This is a genomic window from Pseudomonas sp. MEJ086 (assembly GCF_030209025.1).
Taxonomy (GTDB): Bacteria; Pseudomonadota; Gammaproteobacteria; order Pseudomonadales; family Pseudomonadaceae; genus Aquipseudomonas; species Aquipseudomonas fulva_A.
Genome location: NZ_JARVSV010000025.1, coordinates 79,228 through 101,785, shown reverse-complemented (window position 1 = coordinate 101,785; position 22,558 = coordinate 79,228). Strand labels below are relative to the sequence as shown.

The 22,558-nt window shown below is 64.3% G+C and carries 15 protein-coding genes; 3 read left to right on the top strand and 12 right to left on the bottom strand.

The window, feature by feature from the left end; genetic code table 11:
* Positions 1 to 23 precede the first annotated feature (23 nt).
* The 9 genes from QRN22_RS16635 to chvE all read right to left on the bottom strand — a co-directional run bounded on the left by QRN22_RS16635 (position 24) and on the right by chvE (position 12,912).
* A complete protein-coding gene (locus QRN22_RS16635) occupies positions 24 to 3,116 on the bottom strand; it encodes an MdtB/MuxB family multidrug efflux RND transporter permease subunit (RefSeq protein WP_042553730.1) in 3,093 nt (1,030 codons plus the stop codon).
* Complete coding sequence (locus QRN22_RS16630; RefSeq protein ID WP_042553731.1) at positions 3,113 to 4,327, bottom strand: MdtA/MuxA family multidrug efflux RND transporter periplasmic adaptor subunit; 1,215 nt, start codon at positions 4,325 to 4,327, stop codon at positions 3,113 to 3,115. Before QRN22_RS16630 ends, QRN22_RS16635 begins: the two co-directional genes overlap by 4 nt.
* 253 nt (positions 4,328 to 4,580) lie before the next feature.
* On the bottom strand, positions 4,581 to 5,468 hold the full coding sequence (locus tag QRN22_RS16625; RefSeq protein ID WP_042553732.1) for an SMP-30/gluconolactonase/LRE family protein: 888 nt from the start codon (positions 5,466 to 5,468) through the stop codon (positions 4,581 to 4,583).
* A gap of 2 nt (positions 5,469 to 5,470) precedes the next feature.
* Entirely contained in the window at positions 5,471 to 6,400 is a 930-nt protein-coding gene (locus tag QRN22_RS16620) for a 2-dehydro-3-deoxygalactonokinase (RefSeq protein WP_042553733.1), read from the bottom strand.
* Positions 6,401 to 6,420: 20 nt separating this feature from the next.
* Positions 6,421 to 8,166 (bottom strand): L-arabinonate dehydratase, encoded by a 1,746-nt coding sequence (gene araD / locus QRN22_RS16615; protein WP_042553734.1) that lies wholly within the window; start codon positions 8,164 to 8,166, stop codon positions 6,421 to 6,423.
* Entirely contained in the window at positions 8,163 to 8,945 is a 783-nt protein-coding gene (locus QRN22_RS16610; RefSeq protein WP_042553735.1) for an SDR family NAD(P)-dependent oxidoreductase, read from the bottom strand. The genes araD and QRN22_RS16610 overlap by 4 nt, the downstream gene beginning before the upstream one ends.
* A gap of 71 nt (positions 8,946 to 9,016) precedes the next feature.
* Positions 9,017 to 10,204 (bottom strand): multiple monosaccharide ABC transporter permease, encoded by a 1,188-nt coding sequence (mmsB, locus tag QRN22_RS16605; RefSeq protein WP_042553829.1) that lies wholly within the window; start codon positions 10,202 to 10,204, stop codon positions 9,017 to 9,019.
* A gap of 14 nt (positions 10,205 to 10,218) precedes the next feature.
* Positions 10,219 to 11,742 carry a multiple monosaccharide ABC transporter ATP-binding protein gene (mmsA, locus tag QRN22_RS16600; protein ID WP_042553736.1) on the bottom strand — a complete coding sequence of 508 codons (1,524 nt, stop codon included), beginning with the start codon at positions 11,740 to 11,742 and terminating at the stop codon, positions 10,219 to 10,221.
* A 105-nt stretch (positions 11,743 to 11,847) separates the two neighbouring features.
* Positions 11,848 to 12,912 carry a multiple monosaccharide ABC transporter substrate-binding protein gene (chvE, locus tag QRN22_RS16595; RefSeq protein WP_042553737.1) on the bottom strand — a complete coding sequence of 355 codons (1,065 nt, stop codon included), beginning with the start codon at positions 12,910 to 12,912 and terminating at the stop codon, positions 11,848 to 11,850.
* 239 nt (positions 12,913 to 13,151) lie between these two features.
* On the opposite strand from chvE, the gene QRN22_RS16590 reads away from it, so the two are divergent.
* Positions 13,152 to 14,084, top strand: a complete 933-nt coding sequence (locus QRN22_RS16590; protein ID WP_042553738.1) for a LysR family transcriptional regulator — start codon at positions 13,152 to 13,154, stop codon at positions 14,082 to 14,084.
* A 54-nt stretch (positions 14,085 to 14,138) separates the two neighbouring features.
* On the opposite strand, the gene tpx is transcribed toward QRN22_RS16590, so the two are convergent.
* From tpx to QRN22_RS16575, 3 genes are all read right to left on the bottom strand, one after another.
* Positions 14,139 to 14,639, bottom strand: a complete 501-nt coding sequence (tpx, locus tag QRN22_RS16585) for a thiol peroxidase (RefSeq protein WP_042553739.1) — start codon at positions 14,637 to 14,639, stop codon at positions 14,139 to 14,141.
* Positions 14,640 to 14,706: 67 nt separating this feature from the next.
* The gene (locus QRN22_RS16580) at positions 14,707 to 18,378 is read right to left on the bottom strand and encodes a translocation/assembly module TamB domain-containing protein (RefSeq protein ID WP_042553740.1); all 3,672 of its coding nucleotides are present in this window, start codon (positions 18,376 to 18,378) and stop codon (positions 14,707 to 14,709) included.
* Entirely contained in the window at positions 18,375 to 20,108 is a 1,734-nt protein-coding gene (locus QRN22_RS16575; RefSeq protein WP_042553741.1) for an autotransporter assembly complex protein TamA, read from the bottom strand. Before QRN22_RS16575 ends, QRN22_RS16580 begins: the two co-directional genes overlap by 4 nt.
* Positions 20,109 to 20,255: 147 nt before the next feature.
* On the opposite strand from QRN22_RS16575, the gene xthA reads away from it, so the two are divergent.
* Together xthA and QRN22_RS16565 are read left to right on the top strand one after the other, a co-directional pair.
* Positions 20,256 to 21,068, top strand: a complete 813-nt coding sequence (gene xthA / locus QRN22_RS16570; protein WP_042553742.1) for an exodeoxyribonuclease III — start codon at positions 20,256 to 20,258, stop codon at positions 21,066 to 21,068.
* Between the two features lie 78 nt (positions 21,069 to 21,146).
* The gene (locus tag QRN22_RS16565; protein ID WP_042553743.1) at positions 21,147 to 22,523 is read left to right on the top strand and encodes a substrate-binding domain-containing protein; all 1,377 of its coding nucleotides are present in this window, start codon (positions 21,147 to 21,149) and stop codon (positions 22,521 to 22,523) included.
* Positions 22,524 to 22,558 lie beyond the last annotated feature (35 nt).

Genomic DNA, 22,558 nt, shown 5'->3' with positions numbered 1-22,558 from the left:
GCCTGTCGCTTGCAGCTTGCCGCTCATACGGCCACGCCCGCGGCACTGCGGCCACTGACACGCCGTGCCAGGCGGTCGAAGTACAGGTAGATCACCGGCGTGGTGAACAGGGTGAGCACCTGGCTGAGCAGCAGGCCGCCGACCATCACCAGGCCCAGCGGCTGACGCAGCTCGGCGCCCGAGCCTGACGCCAGCATCAACGGGATGGCACCGAACAGCGCCGCCAGGGTCGTCATCAGAATCGGCCGAAAACGCAGCAGCGCCGCCTGATAGATCGCATCGTGTGGGGTCATGCCCTGATGCCGCTCCGCCTCGAGGGCGAAGTCGATCATCATGATGGCGTTCTTCTTGACGATGCCGATCAGCAGGATGATGCCGATGATCGCGATCAGCCCCAGATCGTTACCGGTCAACAGCAGCGCCAGCAAGGCACCGACGCCCGCCGACGGCAGCGTGGAAAGGATGGTGATCGGGTGGATATAGCTCTCGTAGAGCACGCCGAGCACGATGTACATGGTGACGATCGCCGCCAGGATCAGCAGCAGTGTGGACGACAGCGAGGCGCGGAAGGCCTCGGCGGCGCCCTGGAAGTTCACCTGTACGCTGACCGGCATCTGGATATCCTGCTGCACCCGCTCGATCACCGCCACCGCATCGCCCAGGGCGACGCCGGGGCTGAGGTTGAACGACAGCGTGGCCGCCGGGAACTGGCCGATATGGTTGATCAGCAGGCTCGCCGCTCGCTCCTCGACCTGGGCCAGGGATGACAGCGGTACCTGACCACCTTCGGCGGTCGCGACGTGGATCTGGCGCAAGGCCGCCGGCCCGATGCTGCCGCCATCGGCGCTTTCCAGCACCACCCTGTACTGGCTGGCCTGGGTGTAGATGGTGGAAATCTGCCGCTGGCCAAAGGCATCGTAGAGCGCATCGTCGACTGCCGCGACGCTGACGCCGAGACGCCCGGCCAGGTCGCGGTCGATCTTCAGATACGCCTGCAGGCCACGGCTCTGCAGGTCGCTGGTGACGTCACTGAGCTCGGGTTGCTGACGCAGCGCCTCGACCAGCTTGTTCGACCAGGTTTCCAGCATCTCGGGGTCCGGGGACTCCACGCTGAACTGGAACTGGGTGCGGCTGACCCGATCCTCGATGCTCAGATCCTGCACCGGCTGCAGGAACAGCTCGATGCCGCTCAGTTTGGCCAGTTCCGGACGCAACCGCTCGATCACCTGAGCGGCGCTGAGGTCACGTTCGGCGTGGGGCTTGAGGTTGATCAGCATGCGCCCGCTGTTCAGGGTCGGATTGTCCCCGTCCACACCGATGTAGGAAGACAGGCTGGTAACCGCTGGATCCTTGAGGATCACGTCGGCCAGGCGTTGCTGACGCTCGCTCATGGCCGAGAAGGAAATCGACTGAGGTGCCTCGGAAATGCCCTGGATCACCCCGGTGTCCTGCACCGGGAAAAACCCCTTGGGCACGGCCAGGTAGAGCACCACCGTGAGCGCCATGGTTCCAATGGCCACCAGCAGGGTCAGCGGCTGATGGCGCAGCACCCAGCGCAGGCCAACCGAGTAGCGTTCGATCATGCGATCGATGACCGCGCCGCTGACCTTGTAGAACCGCCCCTGCTCCGCCTCCGGTTCGTGCCTGAGCAGACGCGCGCACATCATGGGCGTCAGGGTCAGGGAAATCACCAGAGAGATGAGGATGGCCACCGCCAGGGTGATGGCGAATTCGCGGAACAGCCGCCCCACGACATCGGCCATGAACAGCAGCGGGATCAGCACGGCAATCAGCGACAGGGTCAGCGAGACCAGGGTGAAACCGATCTGCCTGGCGCCCTTGAGGGCGGCGTTTAGCGGGGTTTCGCCATCCTCGAGATGGCGCGCGATGTTCTCCAGCATGACGATGGCATCGTCGACCACGAAGCCGGTGGCGATGGTCAGCGCCATCAGCGTCAGGTTGTTGACCGTGAAACCGGCCAGGTACATCACGCCGAAGGTACCGATCAGCGACAGCGGCACCACCACCGAAGGAATCAGCGTCGCCGACACCTTGCGCAGGAACAGGAAGGTGACCATCACCACCAGGGCGATGGCCAGCATCAGTTCGTGCTGCACATCGCGCACCGCGGCACGGATGGTCTGGGTGCGGTCGGTGAGCACCGTCACCTCGACACTGGCCGGCAGGCCCTGGGTCAGGTGAGGCAGCATGGTCTGAATGCGATCCACCACGTCGATGACGTTGGCGCCGGGCTGGCGCTGCACATTGACCAACACCGCCGCATTGCGATTGGCCCAGGCCGCAAGGCGCTGGTTTTCCGCGCCGTCGACGATCGACGCGACATCACGCAGGCGCAGCGCGCCTCCGTTGGCATAGGCGAGAATCAGGTCGCGGTATTCGTCGGCCGAGCGCAGCTGATCGTTGGCATCGAGCTGGGTGACCCGGGTCGGGCCGTCGAAATTGCCCTTGGGCTGATTGACGTTGCTGGCGGTGATCAGCGTGCGCACGTCGGACAGATTGAGGCCATAGGCCGCCAGCGCCTCGGGATTGACGCGAATGCGCACGGCCGGACGCTGACCACCGGCCAGGGAGACCAGGCCGACACCGGTGGTCTGTGCCAGTTTTTGCGCCAGCCGGGTGTCAACCAGATCGTTGACCTGGGGCAGCGGCAACTCTTTGGAGGTCACCGCCAGGGTCAGCACCGGGGTGTCGGCCGGGTTGACCTTGTTGTACACCGGCGGCGCCGGCAAGTCGTTGGGCAGCAGGTTGGTGGCGCCGTTGATCGCCGCCTGCACTTCCTGCTCGGCCACATCCAGCTGCACTTCCAGGTTGAAGCGCAGGGTGATCACCGAAGCGCCACCGGAACTGGTCGACGACATCTGCTGCAACCCGGCCATCTGGCCGAACTGACGCTCCAGGGGTGCCGTCACCGCGCTGGTCATCACATCCGGGCTGGCGCCCGGATACAGGGTCATCACGCGGATGGTCGGGTAGTCGACCTCGGGTAGCGCGGAAACGGGCAGCAGCCGGTAGGCGATCACCCCACTGAGGAAGATCGCCAGCATGATCAGGGTGGTGGCGACCGGTCGCAGGATGAACAGGCGGGAGACGTTCATGAAGCGGTACGCACCCGCGGTGCATTTTCTTCGGTGGCAGAAGGCTCGCGCGTGCCCTCACCGATCACCTCGACCTTGTTGCCGTCACGCAGGCGATCGGTACCTTCGACCACCACTCGCTCGTCGGCGGCCACGCCGTCTTCGATCACCGAGAACTCGCCGTCGCTCGGGCCGACCTTGACCTGGCGAACCTGCACCTTGTCTTCGCCGTCGATGGCGTAGACGAAGGTGCCATTGGCGCCGAATTGCAGCGCTGCGACCGGCACCAGCAGAGCGTTCTGGCGCACGGAAACCTGCAAGCGGGTATTCACGAACTGGTTGGGGAACAGCATTTCCTCGGCGTTCTCGAAGCGCGCCTTGAGCTTGACCGTGCCGGTGGTGGTGTCGATCTGGTTGTCCAGGCTCTCCAGCACGCCGTCGGCCAGCTTGTTGTTATCACCGCGATCCCAGGCCTGTACCACCAGTTCGCGGTCCTTGCGCACCTGGGCGAGTACGGCCGGCAGTTCGGCCTCGGGCAGCGTGAAGGTGACGGAAATCGGCAGCGTCTGGGTGATCACCACGATGGGATTGGTATCGCCGGAGTTCACCAGATTGCCCTGATCGACCTGACGGATACCCAGGCGGCCATCGATGGGCGCGCGTACCTTGGTGAAGTCCAGGTTGAGCTTGGCCTCGGCCACCGAACCCTGATTGTTCTGCAGCGTGCCGCGGTACTGGTTGACCAGCGCCTCCTGGGTGTCCAGGGTCTGCCGGGCAATGGAATCTTCGGCGAACAGGCCGCGATACAGGGCCAGATCCTTCTCGGCATTGCGCAGTTGTGCCTGGTTCTCCGCCAGCGTGCCCTGAGCCTGCTGCAGCGCGATCTCGAACGGCCGCGGGTCGATCTGCGCCAGCACGTCGCCGGCCTTGACCGGCTGCCCGTCCTTGAACAGCACCTTGACCAACTGGCCATCCACCCGGCTGCGCACATTGGCGGTGTTGTAGGCGGTAACCGTACCCAGGGCTTTCAGGACGATGGGAAAGTCCCGCGACTCGACGTGAGCGATGCGCACCGGCACGTTATTGAAGCCCCAGCCCATGTCGTCTTCCGGTGCCGGTTCGGCCGGCCAGAACCACCAGATCAATACGATGACAGCCGTCAGCAGGAGCAGACCGATGAACCACTGACGTGTCGAGGATGGAGCATTGCGCGGTGTATTTACTTCGGACATGGGCCAATCGCTTCCTTGGGGAGCGTGAACGATAAGCACTGTAAGGCCCGAAGCAAAGCCTCTTTACGGGCTATTTACCTCCAGAAGTGGGTTGAGTGGAAGAAATGCACTGAAAATTGCGCGCGGCAGCAGCCGGACGAGCGTGATGCGCGCTGTTCTGGATGTATTGCCTGGTATTACCTGGCGCGACGGACGTCAGGCTCTGTCGACCTTCCGGCAAGCCCCTGGGACGGACACTGGAGCGTCACAGGCCCTACAGGATGACCCGGTGCTCGATCTGCCCCTGGGCCGCGACATCGGCGGCGAACAGTCTGCCCGCCTGGGGCTCGGCAGCCAGTTCGTCGTCGTCGAGGCCATCGCGCGCCGACGTCGCGAACAGCGTCGACAGCTCAGGCCCGCCGAACGCCGGGCAGGATATCTGCGAGGCCGGGAAGGCTACCGCCTGCAGAAAGCGGCCTTCGGGGTCATAGCAGGCCACCCGCGAAGCCCCCCATTGCGCGTTCCACAAGCGCCCCTGGCTGTCGACCACCGCACCGTCCGGGTTGACCCCAGCCACCCGGCCATCGATGAACGGCTGTGCATCGCCCTGCGGCCAGCCATGCCGCTCGTCCAGCGGCTGTCGCCAGATCTGCTGGCGAGCGGTGTCGGCGAAGTAGGCATGGCGCCGATCCGGGGAAAAGCAGATGGCATTGCTGATGCTGATGTCCGCGAACAGACGGCGTAGCTCACCACGGTAGTACCGGTAGATGGCACCGGCCTGCTTCTCGCCATCGAGGCCCATGGTGCCGATCCAGAAGCCGCCCCAGGGATCGGCGCGGCCATCGTTGGAACGGGTCAGCGGGTTGTCCGCCTCTAGAGCGCAGACCCTCTGCCGTGCGCCACTGGCCAGGTCGAAGGTCAGCAGCGCCGTCTCGCTGGCGATCAGCAGAACATTTTCATCGACCCAGCCGGCTGCGGATATCCGCTCGTCGAACAGCCACTCCAGCGGCTGGTCGTTGCGCTGGCTGAGCAGGCGTCGACCGAGAATGTCGAACCAGAACAATTGCCCGCGCTGCGGGTGCCACAGCAAGCCCTCCCCCAGGGTGCAGCGGCGTGCGTCGGCGATACGTGCCTCGGTCCTGCCATTCGGGGTAGTGGCCATGCCTAGATTCCTCGTTGGATGTGCTCATGGGCGGCGGACAGCCCAGCCAGGGTGACTCGCTCGGCGCTCACGGTCAGCGCCGTCACCCCCAGCGTGTCGAGCGCATGGCGGTAGCGCTCGGCCGATTCGCCGTCACCGATTACACAGACCTGCTGGCCCCGCCAGCGTTCATCCAGCGCAGCCAGCTCCTCGCCGATCAGCAGCCCGGACAACCGGGAACGTGCGGCGACCGGCCCCAGCCCTGCCAGCAACCCTTCGGCACGCAGGCCGAACAAGGCGCCGACCAGACGCTGCGCCTGCCCTGCCCCTGCCTGCAACCCGCTATCGAACGCCTGCTGGTCCAGGTGCCCCGCGTCACCCTGCATGCCATGGCGCAATACCGATTGCTGACTCAGCAAGGCGAACAACTCGCCGGTCATGAACGTCTGGAAGGCCGTTACCCGGCCATCGCGCACCTCGACCCACTTGCTGTGGGTGCCTGGCAGGCAGACCACGCCGCTGTAATCGGCATGCTCGGCGAGCAGGCCGGCGACCTGGGTTTCCTCGCCACGCAATACATCGGCAGGCGCACGCTGGCACAGCCCCGGAATGATCGAGACGCGCAAGCGCGCATCCCTCACCTCGGGTCTGATCATCCGTTCTACCGCCTGGGGTGCACAGGGCACTTCGGTATACGGCGCTTCGCGCCAGCCCTGACGGGCACCGACCATGCCACAGGCGACCACGTCGATGGTCCGCTCGTGATCCAGCCAGGGCTCGATCAGTTCCAGCAGCGCCCCTTCGAACTGATCGGGCGTCAGGGTGCTCATGCCGCGTGCCGAAGACGCGCGCTGGAGGATCTCCCCGCTGCCCGACAGCGCCCACGCGCGCACCTGGGTCGTGCCCCAGTCGACGGCTATCCAGCCCACCGCAGCTCGGCTGTTCTCTGTCATCGCTGATTTCCTCGCAGGTCTCAGTGGCTGTCCTTGGGAATGCCGGCACCGCGACAGCCCTTGAGAAAATCGAAGTCCGCTCCGCTATCGGCGCCCTCGACGTGGTCGTGGAACAGCTTGATGTAGCCGCTGGTAGGCGGCTCGACGGTCGGCTGCCACTCGGCCAGGCGCTGGCGCAACTCGGCCTCGGGAATGTCCAGGTGAATGCGCCTGGCTTCCACATCGAGCTCGATCATGTCGCCATCGCGCACCACCGCCAAAGGCCCGCCGGCCGCGGCCTCCGGCGTGGTGTGCAAGACCACGGTGCCGTAGGCGGTGCCGGACATGCGTGCGTCGGAGATGCGCACCATGTCGGTGATGCCCTTGCGCAGCACCTTCGGCGGCAGGCCCATGTTGCCCACCTCGGCCATGCCCGGATAACCGCGCGGCCCGCAGTTCTTCAGTACCATCACGCAGTGTTCGTCGATATCCAGGCTTTCGTCGTTGATCTTCGCCTTGTAGTCGTCGATGTCCTCGAACACCACGGCGCGACCACGGTGCTGCATCAGGTGCGGCGACGCTGCCGAGGGTTTGAGCACGGCGCCGCGAGGCGCCAGGTTGCCCCGCAGCACGGCGATCCCGCCTTTGGCGGTAAGCGCCTTGTCCACCGGACGGATGACATCCTCGTTCCAGTTGCGAACGCCCTTGACCTCTTCCCAGATGGTTTCGCCGGACACGGTCAGTGCGCTCTTGTGCAGCTTGCCGCCCTCGCCGAGCATGCGGATCACCACCGGCAAGCCACCGGCGTAGAAGAACTCTTCCATCAGGTATTTGCCCGAGGGCATCAGGTTGACGATGGTGGGAATGTCCTGACCGAGACGGTCCCAGTCATCCAGCGTCAGGTCGACGCCGACGCGGCCGGCGATGGCCAGCAGGTGGATCACCGCATTGGTCGAACCGCCGATGCTGCCGTTGACCCGGATGGCGTTCTCGAAGGCGTGGCGGGTCATGATGTCGGACGGTTTCAGGTCGTCCTTGACCATCTGCACGATGCGCCGCCCGGTCAGGTGCGCGACCACCCGGCGACGGCTGTCCACGGCCGGAATCGCCGCGTTGCCGGACAGCGCCATGCCCAGCGCTTCGGCCATGCTGGCCATGGTGCTGGCGGTACCCATGGTGTTGCAGGAGCCCGGCGAACGGGACATCGACTGCTCGGCTTCGAGAAAATCCTCGCGGCTCATCTTGCCGGCCTTGATGTCTTCCGACATCTGCCACAGCGCGGTGCCCGAGCCGACTCGCTCGCCACGGAACCAGCCGTTGAGCATCGGCCCGCCGGACACCACGATGGCCGGAATGTCGACGCTCGCCGCGCCCATCAGCAGCGCCGGGGTGGTCTTGTCGCAACCGGCCAGCAGCACCACCCCGTCCAGCGGGTTGGCACGCAGCGCTTCTTCCACATCCATCGCCGCCATGTTGCGGTACATCATCGCGGTCGGACGCAGCGAGCTTTCCCCGGCGGAGAACACCGGGAACTCCAGCGGCAGACCACCGGCTTCGTAGATGCCGTGCTTGACCCGTTCGGCAAGGTCGCGCAGGTGCGCGTTGCAGGGCGTCAGCTGCGACCAGGTGTTGCAGATGCCGATCACCGGGCGGCCGTCGAACAGGTCGGCCGGCAGCCCCTGATTCTTCATCCAGCTGCGGTGGTAGATGTGATCCCGCGAGTTGCCGCCGAACCATTCGGTGGAGCGCAGCTTGCGTGGCCATACCGCCGGTTTGAAGGTGCTCATACCCAGCCTCCGTCGACAATGAAATTCTGCGCCGTGCACATCGCCGCGGCGTCCGAAGCCAGGAACAACGCCATGTCGGCGATATGTTCGGGCAGCAGTTGGCCCGGCATGCACTGGTTCTGGCGAATCTGCTCCTTGGCCGACTCGTCGACCCACATGGCCAGTTGCTTCTCGGTCATCACCCAGCCGGGCACCAGGGTGTTGACGCGAATCCGGTCCTTGCCCAGATCCCGCGCCAGGCCTCGGGTCAGGCCGTGAGTGGCAGCCTTGCTCGCCGCGTAAACAGGGTAGCCGGCCGATGCCATCATCCAGCCCACCGAGCCGAAGTTGATGATCGAGCCGCCGCCAGCCTGGCGCATCATCGGCACCACCGCCTGGGTGGCGAAGGTGGCGTGGCGCAGGTTGACCGCGATCAGGTCGTCGAAGCGCTCGGCACTGATCGAATCCAGCGCGTGGCGAACGTCGTTGGCGGCGTTGTTGAGCAAGGCGGTGATCGGCCCGAACTGTTCGGCAATCTTGTGGATGGCCGCCTGGTAGGCCTTGATGTCGGTGATGTCGCAGCGCAGGAAGCGCACCTGGTGCCCCGCCTCGCTCAACTGGCTGGCCAGGGCCTGGCCGTGTTTGTCGTCGATATCGACGAACGCGGTACGTGCACCCTGACGGGCGAAGGCTTGCACCAATGCCCGGCCAATGCCGGTGGCGCCACCGGAAATCAGCACGGTGCGCTCGGCCAGGTCGGCGTACACGGCCTTGCCTGGGGTCAGATTCTGGCTATTCATGGCCTGTTACCTCGTGTTCGTCCCGTGACGCGCAGGCAGCGCCTGGCGCGACGGGAGCGGATGGCTCCGCCTCAGCGGGATTTGTTCTTGTTGACCACGTCGAAGATCACCGCAGCCAGCAGCACCAGGCCCTTGATCACCTGCTGCCACTCGATGCCGATCCCGAGGATCGACATGCCGTTGTTCATCACGCCCATGATCAGGGCGCCGATCACTGCACCGATGATCTTGCCCACGCCGCCGGACATCGATGCGCCACCGATGAACACCGCGGCGATAACGTCGAGTTCGAAGGACACCCCGGCCTTGGGCGTGGCGGTATTCAGGCGCGCGGCGAAGATCAGCCCGGCCAGAGCGGCGAGCATGCCCATGTTGACGAAGGCGAAGAAGGTCAGCCGTTCGGTGTTGATGCCCGACAGTTTGGCGGCCTTGACGTTGCCACCGATGGCGTAGATGCGACGGCCCAGGGTGGTGCGGTTGGTCAGGAAGGTGTAGGCACTGATCAGCATGGCCATGATGATCAGTACGTTCGGCAGCCCCCGGTAGGTGGCCAGCAGGTAGGCGATGTAGACGATGGCCCCGGCGATCAGGCCGTTCTTGATGACGAAGAACAGCGCCGGCTCGTCGACGATGCCGTAGCGCTTGGCACGCCGCCGGGCACGCACGGCCAGGTAGATGATCAGCACGGCCGCCAGCGCGCCGAGCACGATGGCGGTGATGTTCGGCCGCGTATCGCTGAAGATGTCCGGGATGAAGCCGTTGCTCATCAACTGGAAGCTGCTCGAGAACGGGCCGATCGACTGACCATCGAGCACGGCCAGGGTCAGACCACGGAACACCAGCATGCCGGCCAGGGTGACGATGAACGAGGGAATCTGCCAATAGGCGATCCAGTAGCCCTGGGCAGCGCCGATCAGACAGCCCATCAGCAGGCACACCGGCACCACCACTGAGGTCGACCAGCCCCATTGCACCATCATTACCGCGGCTGCGGCGCCGACGAAGCCGACGACCGAGCCCACCGACAGGTCGATGTGCCCGGAGACGATCACCAACAGCATGCCCAGGGCCATGATGATGATGTAGCTGTTCTGCAGGAACAGGTTGGTCAGGTTCACCGGGCGCATCAGGGTACCGTCGGTGAGCACCTCGAAGAGCGCCATGATGACCACCAGGGTCATCAGCATGCCGTAGTCGCGCACGTGGTTCTTCAGGTGGGCCAGCAACGAGGGCCGGGTCGGTTGGGTTTTCGTATCCATTGCGTTCACCTCGCTCACGCCTTGACGATCATCGACATGATCTTTTCCTGGCTCGCGTCTGCGCGCGCCAGTTCGCCCAGGAAGGCGCCTTCGTTCATTACGTAGATGCGGTCGCACATGCCGAGCAGTTCGGGCATTTCCGAAGAAATGATGATCACCCCCTTGCCGTCGGCGGCGAGCTGGTTGATCAGGCTGTAGATCTCGAACTTGGCGCCGACGTCGATGCCCCGGGTCGGCTCATCGAGAATCAGCACCTCGGGTTTGGCGAACAGCCATTTGCTCAGCACCACCTTCTGCTGGTTGCCACCGGACAGGTTGAGCACCTTCTGGAACACCCCGGGCGTGCGGATGTGCAACGCTTCGCGGTACTGCTCGGCGACGCGTCGCTCCTCGTGCTCGTCGATCACGCCGTGGCTCGATACGCCCGGCAGATTGGCCAGGGTGGTGTTGCAGAGGATGCTCTCGTCGAGCACCAGGCCCAGGGACTTGCGGTCCTCGGTGACGTAGGCGATGCCGTTGTCGACGGCGCGACGCACCGTGGAGACGTCGATCTCCCTGCCGCGCAGGTGCACGGAGCCGGAGATGTTGCGCCCGTAGCTCCTGCCGAACACGCTCATGGCCAGCTCGGTGCGCCCTGCCCCCATCAGCCCGGCGATGCCCACCACTTCACCGGCAGCCACGCTGAGGTTGACGTTGCGGATCATCTGCCGGGATGCCGACTCCGGGTGCCAGACGTTCCAGTCGCGGATCTCCAGCAGGGTTTCGCCGATCTCGGGAATGCGCTCCGGGTAGCGGTTTTCCATGTCGCGGCCAACCATGCCGCGAATGATGGTCTCTTCGCTGACCGCCTCGGTATGGCAATCCATGCTGCTGACCGATGCGCCGTCGCGCAGCACCGTGATGCTGTCGGCGACGCGGCTGACTTCATTAAGCTTGTGGGAAATCAGAATCGAGGAAATCCCCTGGGCGCGAAACTCCAGCAACAGATCGAGCAGCTTCTGGCTGTCGTTCTCCTGCAGGGCCGCTGTGGGCTCATCGAGGATCAGCAGCTTGACGTCCTTGGCCAGCGCCTTGGCGATCTCCACCAGTTGCTGCTTGCCAACACCGAGCTTCTCGACCGGCGTGGTGGCGATTTCGTCGAGGCCGACCTTTTTCAGCAACACCTCGGTACGCTGATAGACCTCTGGCCAGTCGATCACACCGTTGCTGGCGATCTCGTTACCGAGAAACAGGTTCTCGGCGATGGACAGCAGCGGCACCAGTGCGAGCTCCTGGTGAATGATGATGATCCCTTCCCGCTCGCTGTCGCGGATGCCGCCGAACGCCAGTGGTTTGCCTTCGTAGACGATCTCGCCCTCGTAGCTGCCGTGGGGGTAGACGCCGCTGAGCACCTTCATCAGGGTCGATTTGCCGGCGCCGTTCTCACCGCACAGGGCATGGATCTCGCCGCGGCGCACCTTGAGATTGACGTCGTTCAGGGCTTTTACCCCCGGAAACGTCTTGGTGATGCCGCGCATTTCTAGAATGATGTCTTGCATGGTTTTATCCGTCCGCAAGGCACACGCCTACCGCAGCGGGCGCGCCATGCTCAGGTAAACGAAAAGGTGGATGGCCGGCAGCGCCTGGCTGCCGGCGCAGTCGCGCTACTGGACCTGGTTCTTGGTGTAGTAACCGCTGTCGATCAACACCTTTTCCCAATTGCTCTTGTCGACCGTGACCGGCTGCAGCAGGTAGGCCGGCACGACTTTCTTGCCGTTGTTGTAGGTCTTGGTGTCGTTGATCTGCGGCTCGCCGCCTTCGAGCAGGGCCTTGACCATGCCGACGGTCACTTCGGCGAGCTGGCGGGTGTCCTTGAAGATCGAGGAATACTGCTCGTCGGCGAGGATGGACTTCACCGAGGGCACCTCCGAGTCCTGGCCAGTGACGATTGGCATCGGCATGTCGCCGGAGCCATAACCAACGCCTTTCAAGGACGAGAGAACGCCGATGGAAATGCCGTCATAGGGCGACAGCACACCGTCGAGGTGCTCCTTGGTGTAGTTGGCGGACAGCAGGTTGTCCATGCGCGACTGGGCAGTGGCGCCATCCCAGCGCAGGGTGCCGACCTTGCCCATGCCGGTCTGCCCGGAGAGGATCTTGATCTCGCCCTTGTCGATCAGTGGCTGCAGCACCGACATGGCGCCGTCGTAGAAGAAGTAGGCGTTGTTGTCGTCTGGCGAACCGCCGAACAGCTCGACGTTGTATGGGCCTGGGCCCCGCGCCTGCATGCCCTTGACCAGCGACTCGGCCTGCAGCACGCCGACCTTGGTGTTGTCGAAGGTGGCGTAGTAGTCCACGTACTCGCTGTCGCGGATCAGGCGGTCATAGGCGATGACCTTGATATCCGCAGCATTGGCGTTTTCCAGCGTATTGGTGAGGGTAGTGCCATCGATCGCCGCGATGACCAGGACATTGACGCCCTTGACCATCATGTTTTCGATTTGCGAGACCTGGGTGGGGATGTCGTCTTCGGCGTACTGCAGGTCGGCCTTGTAGCCGGCCTTTTCCAGTTGCTTGACCATGTTGTTGCCATCGTCGATCCAGCGGGCGGACGACTTGGTGGGCATCGCGATACCCACGTAACCCTTTTCGGCGGCCCCTGCGGACGCGGCACTCAACAGGCTGGCGCCCATGGCCACGGCAGCCACGAGTTTACGGACAGTGTTCATCAGCTTCTCCTGGGCGAAGCCTGCAGTGGGCCTGAGCACACGGGGCATCGCAGTTATTGTTGTTCGGTCAGCGAAGAGCTTTCAAAGCAGGCATGACGATAGAACCAGCCCCCATATCAATCAAATTCATATTCCGCTCACTGCCATACCAATACTGGTATGTAGCAGTCGACAAGCACCCTGCCCCGTCGCAGAATCCGTTCAGTGCCTCCGATAACGACAATAAAGTGAGAGCTGCCATGGACATCGGGATCGCCCGACACCTGAAGATTCCCCAGTTGCGCCTGATCGCCGCGATCGCCGAGCACGGCCAGCTCGGCCTGGCGGCGGACGATTTGACCATCACTCAACCAGCCGCCTCGCGCATGCTCGCGGAGATCGAACATACCCTCGGCGCACGACTGTTCGAGCGCAATGCCAAAGGCATGCTGCCGACCCTGATCGGCCGAGCGCTGGCGCAGCGTTCGCACAACATGCTGGTGGAACTGCGTGACCTGGCGCAGGACGTCGAGGAGCTCAAGCGCGGCGAAGGCGGTATCACCACGGTGGGCGCGGTGACCGGAGCGGCGGTGGGTTTCGTGATTCCGGCCATTCGCCAGCTCAAGGCGATCTCGCCACGGGCCGACGTGCACGTCAACGTGGCGGCCAGCGACGTGCTGGTGCATGACTTGGCGGCCGGCAAGAACGACTTCGTGCTCGCCCGCCTGCCCCGCGGCGTCAACCCGGCGGACTTCGAGATCTTCCCGGCGCGTACCGAAACCCTGAAGCTGATGGTGCGCCAGGATCATCCGCTGGCCAACGTCGATCAGGTGACGTTGCGCGACCTGTCTCCTTACGAATGGGTGATGCAAAGCCACCGGGCACCGATCCGCGAAGCGATGGAGACGGCCTTTCTCAGCGCTGGCGCGCCGCTGCCGACCAACATCACCAACACCACTTCATTGCTGGCGATGATCGCCATTCTGGTCTCGTCATCGGCCATCGCCCCGCTGGCCAGCGAGGTTCCTGACTTGCTGCTGGGCGATCAGGTCGGCGCCAGGCTGAAGGTGCTGCCGCTCAACGTGAGCATCGAGATGTCGCCGTACTACCTGCTGCTGGTCAAAGGCAGGCAGCTGTCGCCGGTCGCCAACCGCCTGCGCCGGCTGGTGGCTGCGGGCTTGAACAAGCAATGAGCCACTGAAACGAAAACGGCCTGCAAAGCAGGCCGTTTTCGCGTGACGAGAAACTTACTTCAAGACGGCCAGAGCGGCCTCGTAGTCCGGCTCGCTGCCGATCTCGGCAACCAGCTCGCTGTGCAGCACCTTGTCGTTTTCATCCAGCACCACCACGGCGCGGGCAGCCACGCCGGCCAGCGGGCCGGAACTCAGGGCCACACCGTAGTCCTTGAGGAACTCGGCACCGCGCATGGTCGACAGGTTGATCACGTTTTCCAGGCCTTCGGCGCCGCAGAAACGTGCCTGGGCGAACGGCAGGTCGGCGGACACGCACAGCACGGCGGTGTTGGCCAACTGGCTGGCTTCGCTGTTGAACTTGCGTACCGAGGTGGCGCAGGTCGGAGTGTCGACGCTCGGGAAAATGTTCAGCACTTTGCGCTTGCCCGCCAGGCTGCTCAGGCTGACATCGGCCAGGCCGGCGCCGACCAGATTGAAGGCCGGCGCCTGCTGACCGACTTGCGGCAGTTGGCCTTCGACCTGAACCGGGTTACCGCGCAGGGTTACTTGTGCCATGAAAATGATCCTTTTCTATGTGGGTAAAACACGCTTGGGCGGCCATCCTACGTCAGGACGACGCCAGCTAGAAGTCACGTTTGTAGAACAGGTCCAGAGAACTCGCCAGACCGCTCGCAGCCTCAAGATACAGGCGCCGGCTGAGCGCGTAACGCAGTGCCACGGTGTTCACCGGTTCGAATACGCCAACGCCGTAGCGCAGGCTCAGGCGCTCCGAAAGGTTACCGCTGGCGACCACGCTGGTGCTGTTGCCGCTGCCTTCGGTATCCAGCTGGAAGTCCTGAATGCCCAGGCTCTGCGCGACCGAGCCGGTAACCCCGGAACTGCCCGCCACGCCAAGAGCCAATGCCGCCTGTGCCAGCATGTTGCTGTCTTCGCTGCCCGTCGATAGGGGTCGCCCCAGCACCAGATACGACAACGCCTGCTCCTGGCTCATCGCCGGCTCGGAAAACACCTCGGTACGCGGCTGATCGGCGCTGCCGGTCAAACGCAGGCCAGCGACCACCTCGTCGACCTTGCGGATCGCCTCGATATCGAGGAACGGCTGGTCGATGGGCCCGGCGAACAGCAGGCGCGCGCGGCGGATGGTCAGGCGCTGGCCGTAGCCGCGGAAATTGCCCTTGTTGAGGTTCAGCTCACCGCGGGTGTCCATGTCGTCACCGATGTGCACTCGTCCGGCCAACTCGGCGTTGAGGCCGAAGCCGCTGAAGGTCAACTTGTCGCTACCGACCTCGACGTCGATGTCCATGCTGATGGCCACCGCCTGCTGCTCCCGTGCCTCGGCGCCGACGATGACCGCATCATCGGAGACCTTGACCGTCGACGGCGGCAATTCGCGCACCACGATCTTGCCGCGGGGAATGGACACCTTGCCGCTGACCGAGAGTTGATCATTGGCCAGACGAACCTGCATGTCCGGCTCCACTTCCAGATTCGCATAGGGCTCGACGACCACCGGCAGGCGGCTGCCCTGCACGCTCAGGCTGCCGCTCAGTTGCTCGCCCCAGGCCAGCTCACCGTTGAGCGAGCCCTGCCCACGTTCGCCACTGCGCCAGTTGCCGTTGAGCTGCAGGCTCTCACCGGCGATCAGTGCACGGATCTGCAGATCCTCGAAGCTGGTCGGCAATTCCCCACCGGAAATTTCCCCATTGCTGAGCGCCAACTGCCCGTTGACCAGCGGCTTGAGCAGATCGCCGGACAGATTGCCGCTGCCGTCCAGACGCCCCGAAAGGCTCTCCACCATCGGCACGAACGGCCGCGCGATGGCCAGGTCGAGGCCGCTCAGGCGGAATTGCCCGGACAGTGGTTTGTTCTGCGGGCGCGGATCGAGCTGCGCCTGCACCATGAGCTCGCCGATCTTCGGCCCGCGCAGGTTCAGCTCGGTGTCGATACGCTGAGGCTTCAGCTCGCTGCTCAGGCGCAGGCTGTCGTAGGTGAAGTCCACCCACTGCCCGTCATCGCGGGCGCGCCAGGTGCCGCTGCCGGCATCCACCACCACCCGCCCGCTGGGCCCGGCCGCTGGCAGATCGAGATGCACATCGGCGTTGAGCTTGCCTTCCCAAGCGAAGTCCTTTGGAAACCAGGGTGACAGGCTGTCGAGAGGGAAATCGGCAAGCCGATAACGGATTTTCGGCTCCGGCTGCAGGCGCTGGTTCTCGCCGCACAGACTGGCCTCGCCGGAGCGCAGGCAATGTGCGCCCAGGTCGATCTCACCGCTGGCCAGCCGCACCAGGGAGGCAGGCTGCTGCAGACGCCAATCCTGCCCACCGGCCTGCACCTCGACACGGCTCAGACGACCGCGCCAGTTGCCCTGATCGAGGGTGCCGTCCAGCGCCAGATGGGTCTGCAGCTGGGGGCCCTGCAGGCTCAGATCCATTTGCTGCTGACGTTGGCTGCCATTGCCGTTGATGGTCAGGTCGCCCACCTGGGTATCACCACTGGCGATCCCCTGGCCACGCACTTGCACCTTGGCTTGCCCATTGCCATCCAGGGTGGCGTCCAGCCCCAGTTGACGCAGACGCATGTCCTCGAATGCCAAGCCCTGGCCGTTCAAGTCGAACGTGCCCTGCGGAGCCTGCAGGCTGCCGGCCAGATCGAGGCGCCCGGTGGCCTGCCCCTGCAACCCTGGCCATAGCTGGCCGAGGCGGTTCAGAGCGATGCGCAGCTCGCCCTGCAGGCGCTGATCGAGCTGGCCACGGCCGTCGATACGGTTGTCGCCCAGGCGCACGCTGAGCGCGCTCAACTCCCAGCGCTCTCCAGCGCCGGCTACCGTGGTCTGCAGCTGTGCAGGTTGACCACGCAAGCGCCCCTGCAGGTCAAGATCACCGGTCAGTTCCAGGCGACCATCGCGTAACTGTCCCTTGCTGCGCACCGGCCCGGCGATACGCCCGGGCAGCTCGGCGACCCAGTAGGCGGGATCGAAATCACTGACCTGCAGTTGCGCATCCCAGCTCACCGCATCGGCGAAACCGACCGTCACCTGGCCATCGATCTTGCCCTGCCCGGCGCGGACCTGCAGTTGCGGCAAATGCACCTGCTGCAGGTCACCACTGAGCGGCGTCTGCACGCTGAAGGCGCCGGCTGGGCCATCCAGTGCCGCGGACAGATTGCCAAGGTAGTTGCCGTTCTCATAAGAGAGGTCGCCGGTGAGCTTTTTCAGGGTGACCGGTGGCGCCTCCTCCAGCGGATACAGGCGCAGCCAGGGAAAGTCCTGCCAATCGACATGGCTGTCGGCGCTGAAGCCTTGCTGCCAGTCCAGGCGTCCGTTGACAGCCAGGTACTGGTTCTCCGCTGCCGCCAGGCGCAGGGTGGCGATATCCGCCCCCTTGGCGTCGATGCGTCCGCGCAGCGCCAGGGCGACCGGACCACCTTCGGCTGGCAGGGTGGCGACGCCATCGATACCGTAACCGTCCTGCAGATTGCCCGCGGCCCGCAAGGTCAAACCGTTCAGGCGAAGGGTATCGGGCAGCGATGCTTCGGCCTTGAAGCCGTCGGCGGTGAACGTCAGTGTCGCCGGAAGGTGCTCGACCAGCGGCTGAACCTCACCGCTCAGACGCCCTGCCAGGTAGCCGCTGCTGTCGACCGTCAGCGCCAGACTCTGACGCAGATCACCCTCGACCCGCAGCGCCAGGTCCCACTCTTTGCCATCCGGCGACGGCAGCGCAGCGCTGCCCTGCAAGCTCAGCGGCCATTCGCCGCTCGGCAGCAGCCTGCCCTGCAGGTCGACGACCAGATCATCACGCTGTACATGCAGCCTGCTGATATTCAGACCGTCGCTCGCCCAGTTGGCCGCCAGTTCCAGCCCCTGCAGTTGGTCATCACCGTTGAGCTGCAGGCTGCCGATCCATATCTCACCCACCTGCACGGCCAGCGGCAGATCGATCTGCGGCAGGCTGAAAGGCTCCTCGCTCGGCGGTGTGTCGCTGGCGGCGAAGTTCAGCTCGATGCGTTCGCTGCGTAGCGTATCGATGCACAGGGTCAGGCGCAGCAGGCAGGCCGGCGACCAGTCGAGCAACGGCTGGCCAACCAGCACCTGGTCGTCACCCTGGCGCCAGAGCACCTGGTCGGCCGTCCAGCGGCCGCCCAGGCGTCCCTCGAATCCATCCACCTGCAGCCCGGGCACCAGGCTCAGGGTCCAGCGGCTGCCGGCAGAGGTCGCCAGCATCCACACCAGCAGCACGATCAGCAGTGCCAGCAGGCTCGCCAGGCTGAGCCCGGCATACTTGAGCGCCCGCTTCACAGTTCGGGCCCCATGGAGAAATGCAGCCGCACGCCACCCTCGTCGTCCAGGGGATGAGCCAGGTCCAGGCGCAGCGGCCCAACCGGCGACACCCAGCGCATACCGATACCGACCGCACTCTTGAGCGTCGGCATATCCAGCGAGTTGAACGCGTTACCGGTGTCGTAGAACGTCGCCACCCGCCATTTGTCAGCCACGCTGTACTGGTACTCGGCGCTGGCGGCGAACATGTAACGTGCACCGATCTTGTCGCCCTGATTGTTCTCCGGCGACAGGCTCTGGTAGTCATAACCGCGCACGCTCTGGTCACCACCGGCGAAGAAGCGCAGCGAGGGCGGCACGGACGAGTTGAACCCCTTGGACTCGGTGCCGCCAAACTGTGCCCGACCGAGGAAACGGTGGTTCTGCCACAAGGTGGTCAGGCCTTTGGCAAGCACGTTGCCGTGGATCACATCGGAGTCGGCCAGCAACCCCTCCTTGGCGACCGAAGCATCGAACTGCAGGCGGTAACCGTGGTTGGGGTCGATGCGATTGTCGCTTTGCAGGTAGGAGTAGCTGATACCGGGCATCAACAGGGTGCTGAGCCCCGAATCGTCACCGAGACGGTATTCCTCGCGCTGCCATTTCAGGGAAATCACCCGCTGCCAACCGCTATCGAGCCTGCTGTGCCATTCCGGCCCGACGGTCAGCAGGCGGCTGAGGCTGTCGGTGTTGGCGATCTCTTCGTACTGGTAACCGCCAGCCATGCGCAGCTTGTCGGTCAGCGGCGGATCCAGCGGCACGTCATACCACAGACCAACGTTCTGCCGAGGTGCCGAGAGTTCCATTTCCGCGCCGTAGCTGTGCCCTCGGGAATTGGCCCAGTGGCGCTCCCAGTTGGCGCGACCACGGGGACCGACGTCGGTGGAGAAGCCAAGCCCGAGACCCATGGTGCGCGGCAAGCGGGTCTGCAGGTGAACCTTGACCGGAATCACTTGTTGTTCCGCCACGGTGGGGCTGGCATCGACACGCACCGATTCGAAATAGCCACTGGAACGCAGCGCCTGATAGAGCTCGGCGATGCGTTCGGAATCGTAAGGTGTGTCGGCGGGAAACGGCACCATGCGCTGCAGCAGATCATCGTCGAACGGCATGTCGCCTTCGAAGGCCACGCTGCCGAGGATGTAGCGCGGGCCACTGTCGTAGATCAATTCGATGTCGGCCAGGCCAGCCTGGGGGTCGATGCTCAGGCGCTGCTGGGTGAAGCGTCCGCGGAAGAACCCGTAGCGCGAGGCCTGGTTCTGGATGTGCCGCTTGGCGGCCTCGTAACGACCGTGATTGAGCCGAGCGCCCTGAGTGAGCTGTGCATCCTTGGGGATCTGGAAGGCGCGCATCTGAGCGGCCGGCCCATCGACCCGCACGGTCACGCTGCCGATGCGCACCGGCTCACCGGGCACGATGCGCACGTTCAGCCGCGGCGGCGTCTGCTCGACCACTTCGGTGGTGATCTGCGCCTGGTAATAGCCCAGCGCCTGCGCGGCTTTTTCCGCCTGGCCCTCGACCACTCGACGCAAGCGCTGCAGCGCCTCGGCATCACGCTCACCGAGGCTGCCGATGTAACCCTCGACATTGCTCTTCAAGGCATTGTTGGCAGGCTGCACACTGACCACCAGACGAGCGTCTTCGGCGAGCAGCGTCGAACTGAACAACAACAGCGCGCATCCCGCGCCTAGTGTAGAAATAACTCTCATGCCCGCGATGCTATCACGCCAAGCGCCCCATTCCAGTGCTGGCACGCTCCCAAAGCATTACCAGGTCTTGCCCGGCCGCTGGCCGTGCGCCGCCCTGATCGGCTAGCATCGCCGCTTCAACGCCACAGAATCACCAGGATCGCCGATATGAAACTCGTTTCCTTCAACATCAACGGCTTGCGGGCACGTCCGCACCAACTCGCAGCGCTGATCGAGAAGCACCAGCCGGATGTGATCGGCCTGCAGGAAACCAAGGTCAGCGACGATCAGTTTCCCGAAGCGGACATTCGCGCGCTCGGTTACCACGTTCACTACCACGGCCAGAAGGGCCATTATGGTGTCGCCCTGTTATCGCGCCAGGCGCCACTGGAGCTGGTCAAGGGATTTCCGAACGACAGCGAGGAGGCCCAGCGACGCTTCATCTACGGCACCTACGCCGACGCCAACGGCAACCCGGTCACCGTGATGAACGGTTACTTTCCCCAGGGCGAGAGCCGCGACCACCCCACCAAGTTTCCTGCCAAACAGCGCTTCTATGCCGACCTCCAGGAACTGCTGACCGGCCGTTTCGCCCACGACCAGCCGCTGATCGTCATGGGTGATATCAATATTTCCCCGGAGGATTGCGACATCGGTATCGGCGAGGTCAACCGCAAGCGCTGGCTGAAGACCGGAAAATGCAGCTTCCTGCCAGAGGAACGCGAGTGGCTCGCCACGCTGAAAGGCTGGGGGCTGGTCGACAGTTTCCGGTCGCTGCATCCGCAGGTCGACGACCGTTTCAGCTGGTTCGACTATCGCAGTCGCGGCTTCGAGGACGAACCCAAACGCGGCCTGCGCATCGACGTGATCCTCGCCTCCCAGGTGTTGCAGGAACGCCTCAAGGACGCCGGTATCGACTATGACTTGCGGGGCATGGAGAAGCCTTCGGATCACGCGCCGATCTGGCTGGAACTGAGCTGACGCGCACCGTCATCTTCCAGTCATTTTTCTGTCTTATCGTCGCAGCACTTCAGCCACCCCCTGCAAGGTGTTTGCCGCATGCTGCGCGCCCCCGTCTGTGACCGCGAAACCTGGAGCCGAACCGCAACGTTTCTGTTGCTCGGCTTCGTCTGCTACCTGAGCCCCTGGACGGCATTCGCCGCCCTGCCACTGCCCGTCGGAGACGCTCCGGCGCTGCGCATTCAGGGCTCCAACACCATTGGTGCCAGCCTGGGCCCGGCGCTGGTCAAGGGCCTGATGCAGCAACAGGGCCTGAGCAATATCCGTACAGCCACGAGCCGGGAAAACGAACAGGTGGTTTCCGCCCTCAATGCGGCCGGCCGTACGGTGAGCGTGGAAATTGCCGCTCACGGCTCAGGCACCGGCTTCAGTGCCATAGGCCAGGGCAACGCTGAACTGGCGGCCTCGTCACGACCGATCAAGGACAGCGAAGTGGCGACCCTGTCATCGCTGGGCAACATGAAAAGCCGGGACGCCGAGCAGGTCATCGCCATCGATGGGCTGGCCATCGTGCTGCATCCTGACAACCCCGTCAGCACCCTCAGTACCGAGCAACTGGCGCAGATATTCTCCGGTGAAGTGAGCGACTGGGCACAGCTGGGCGGTCGCCCTGGCAGCATCGACCTGTACGCCCGGGACGACAACTCCGGCACCTTCGATACGTTCAAGGAGCTGGTACTGACCGCCAACGGCAAGCAGTTGTCAGCCAAGGCCAAACGCTTCGAGTCCAGCGAGCAGTTGTCCGATGCGGTCGCCGCCGATGCAAACGGCATCGGCTTCATCGGCCTGCCCTACGTGCGCAAGGCGAAAGCGGTGGCCATCGCCGCCGGCGAGTCGCAGCCGATGCTGCCCAGCGTGACGCTGATCGCCACCGAGGACTACCCGCTGTCGCGGCGCCTGTTCCTTTACGGGCCACCGAAGAACACCAACCCATGGGCCGAAGCCCTGCTGCAGTTCGCGCAGAGCCCGCAGGGTCAGGAAATCGTCGCTCAGAACGGCTTCATCGCGCAGACCGTGCAGGCGGTCAGCATCGAAGCCACCGCCGATATGCCTGCCGCCTATCAGACCCTGACCCGGGAGGCCAAACGACTGTCGGTGAACTTCCGCTTCCAGGAAGGCAGCGCCAGCCTCGACAACAAGGCGCAGCAGGATCTGCGCCGGGTGCTCGACTACCTGAGGCAGCACGACAAGCTGCAGCGCAAGGTGGTACTGGTCGGTTTCGGCGACCCGAAAGCGGTTTCGGCACGCGCCGAGCTGTTGTCCAAGCTGCGGGCCATGGCGGTACGCCGAGAGCTGGTGCGCGAAGGTGTGGTATTGCGTGAAGTCGCCGGCCTTGGCGATGAATTGCCGGTCGCCGACAACGAAGGCGACAGCGGCAGGTTCAAGAATCGCCGCGTGGAAGTCTGGGTGTATTGAGTTTTTCGAGGCGCGCCAAGCACTTGCTCAACCGC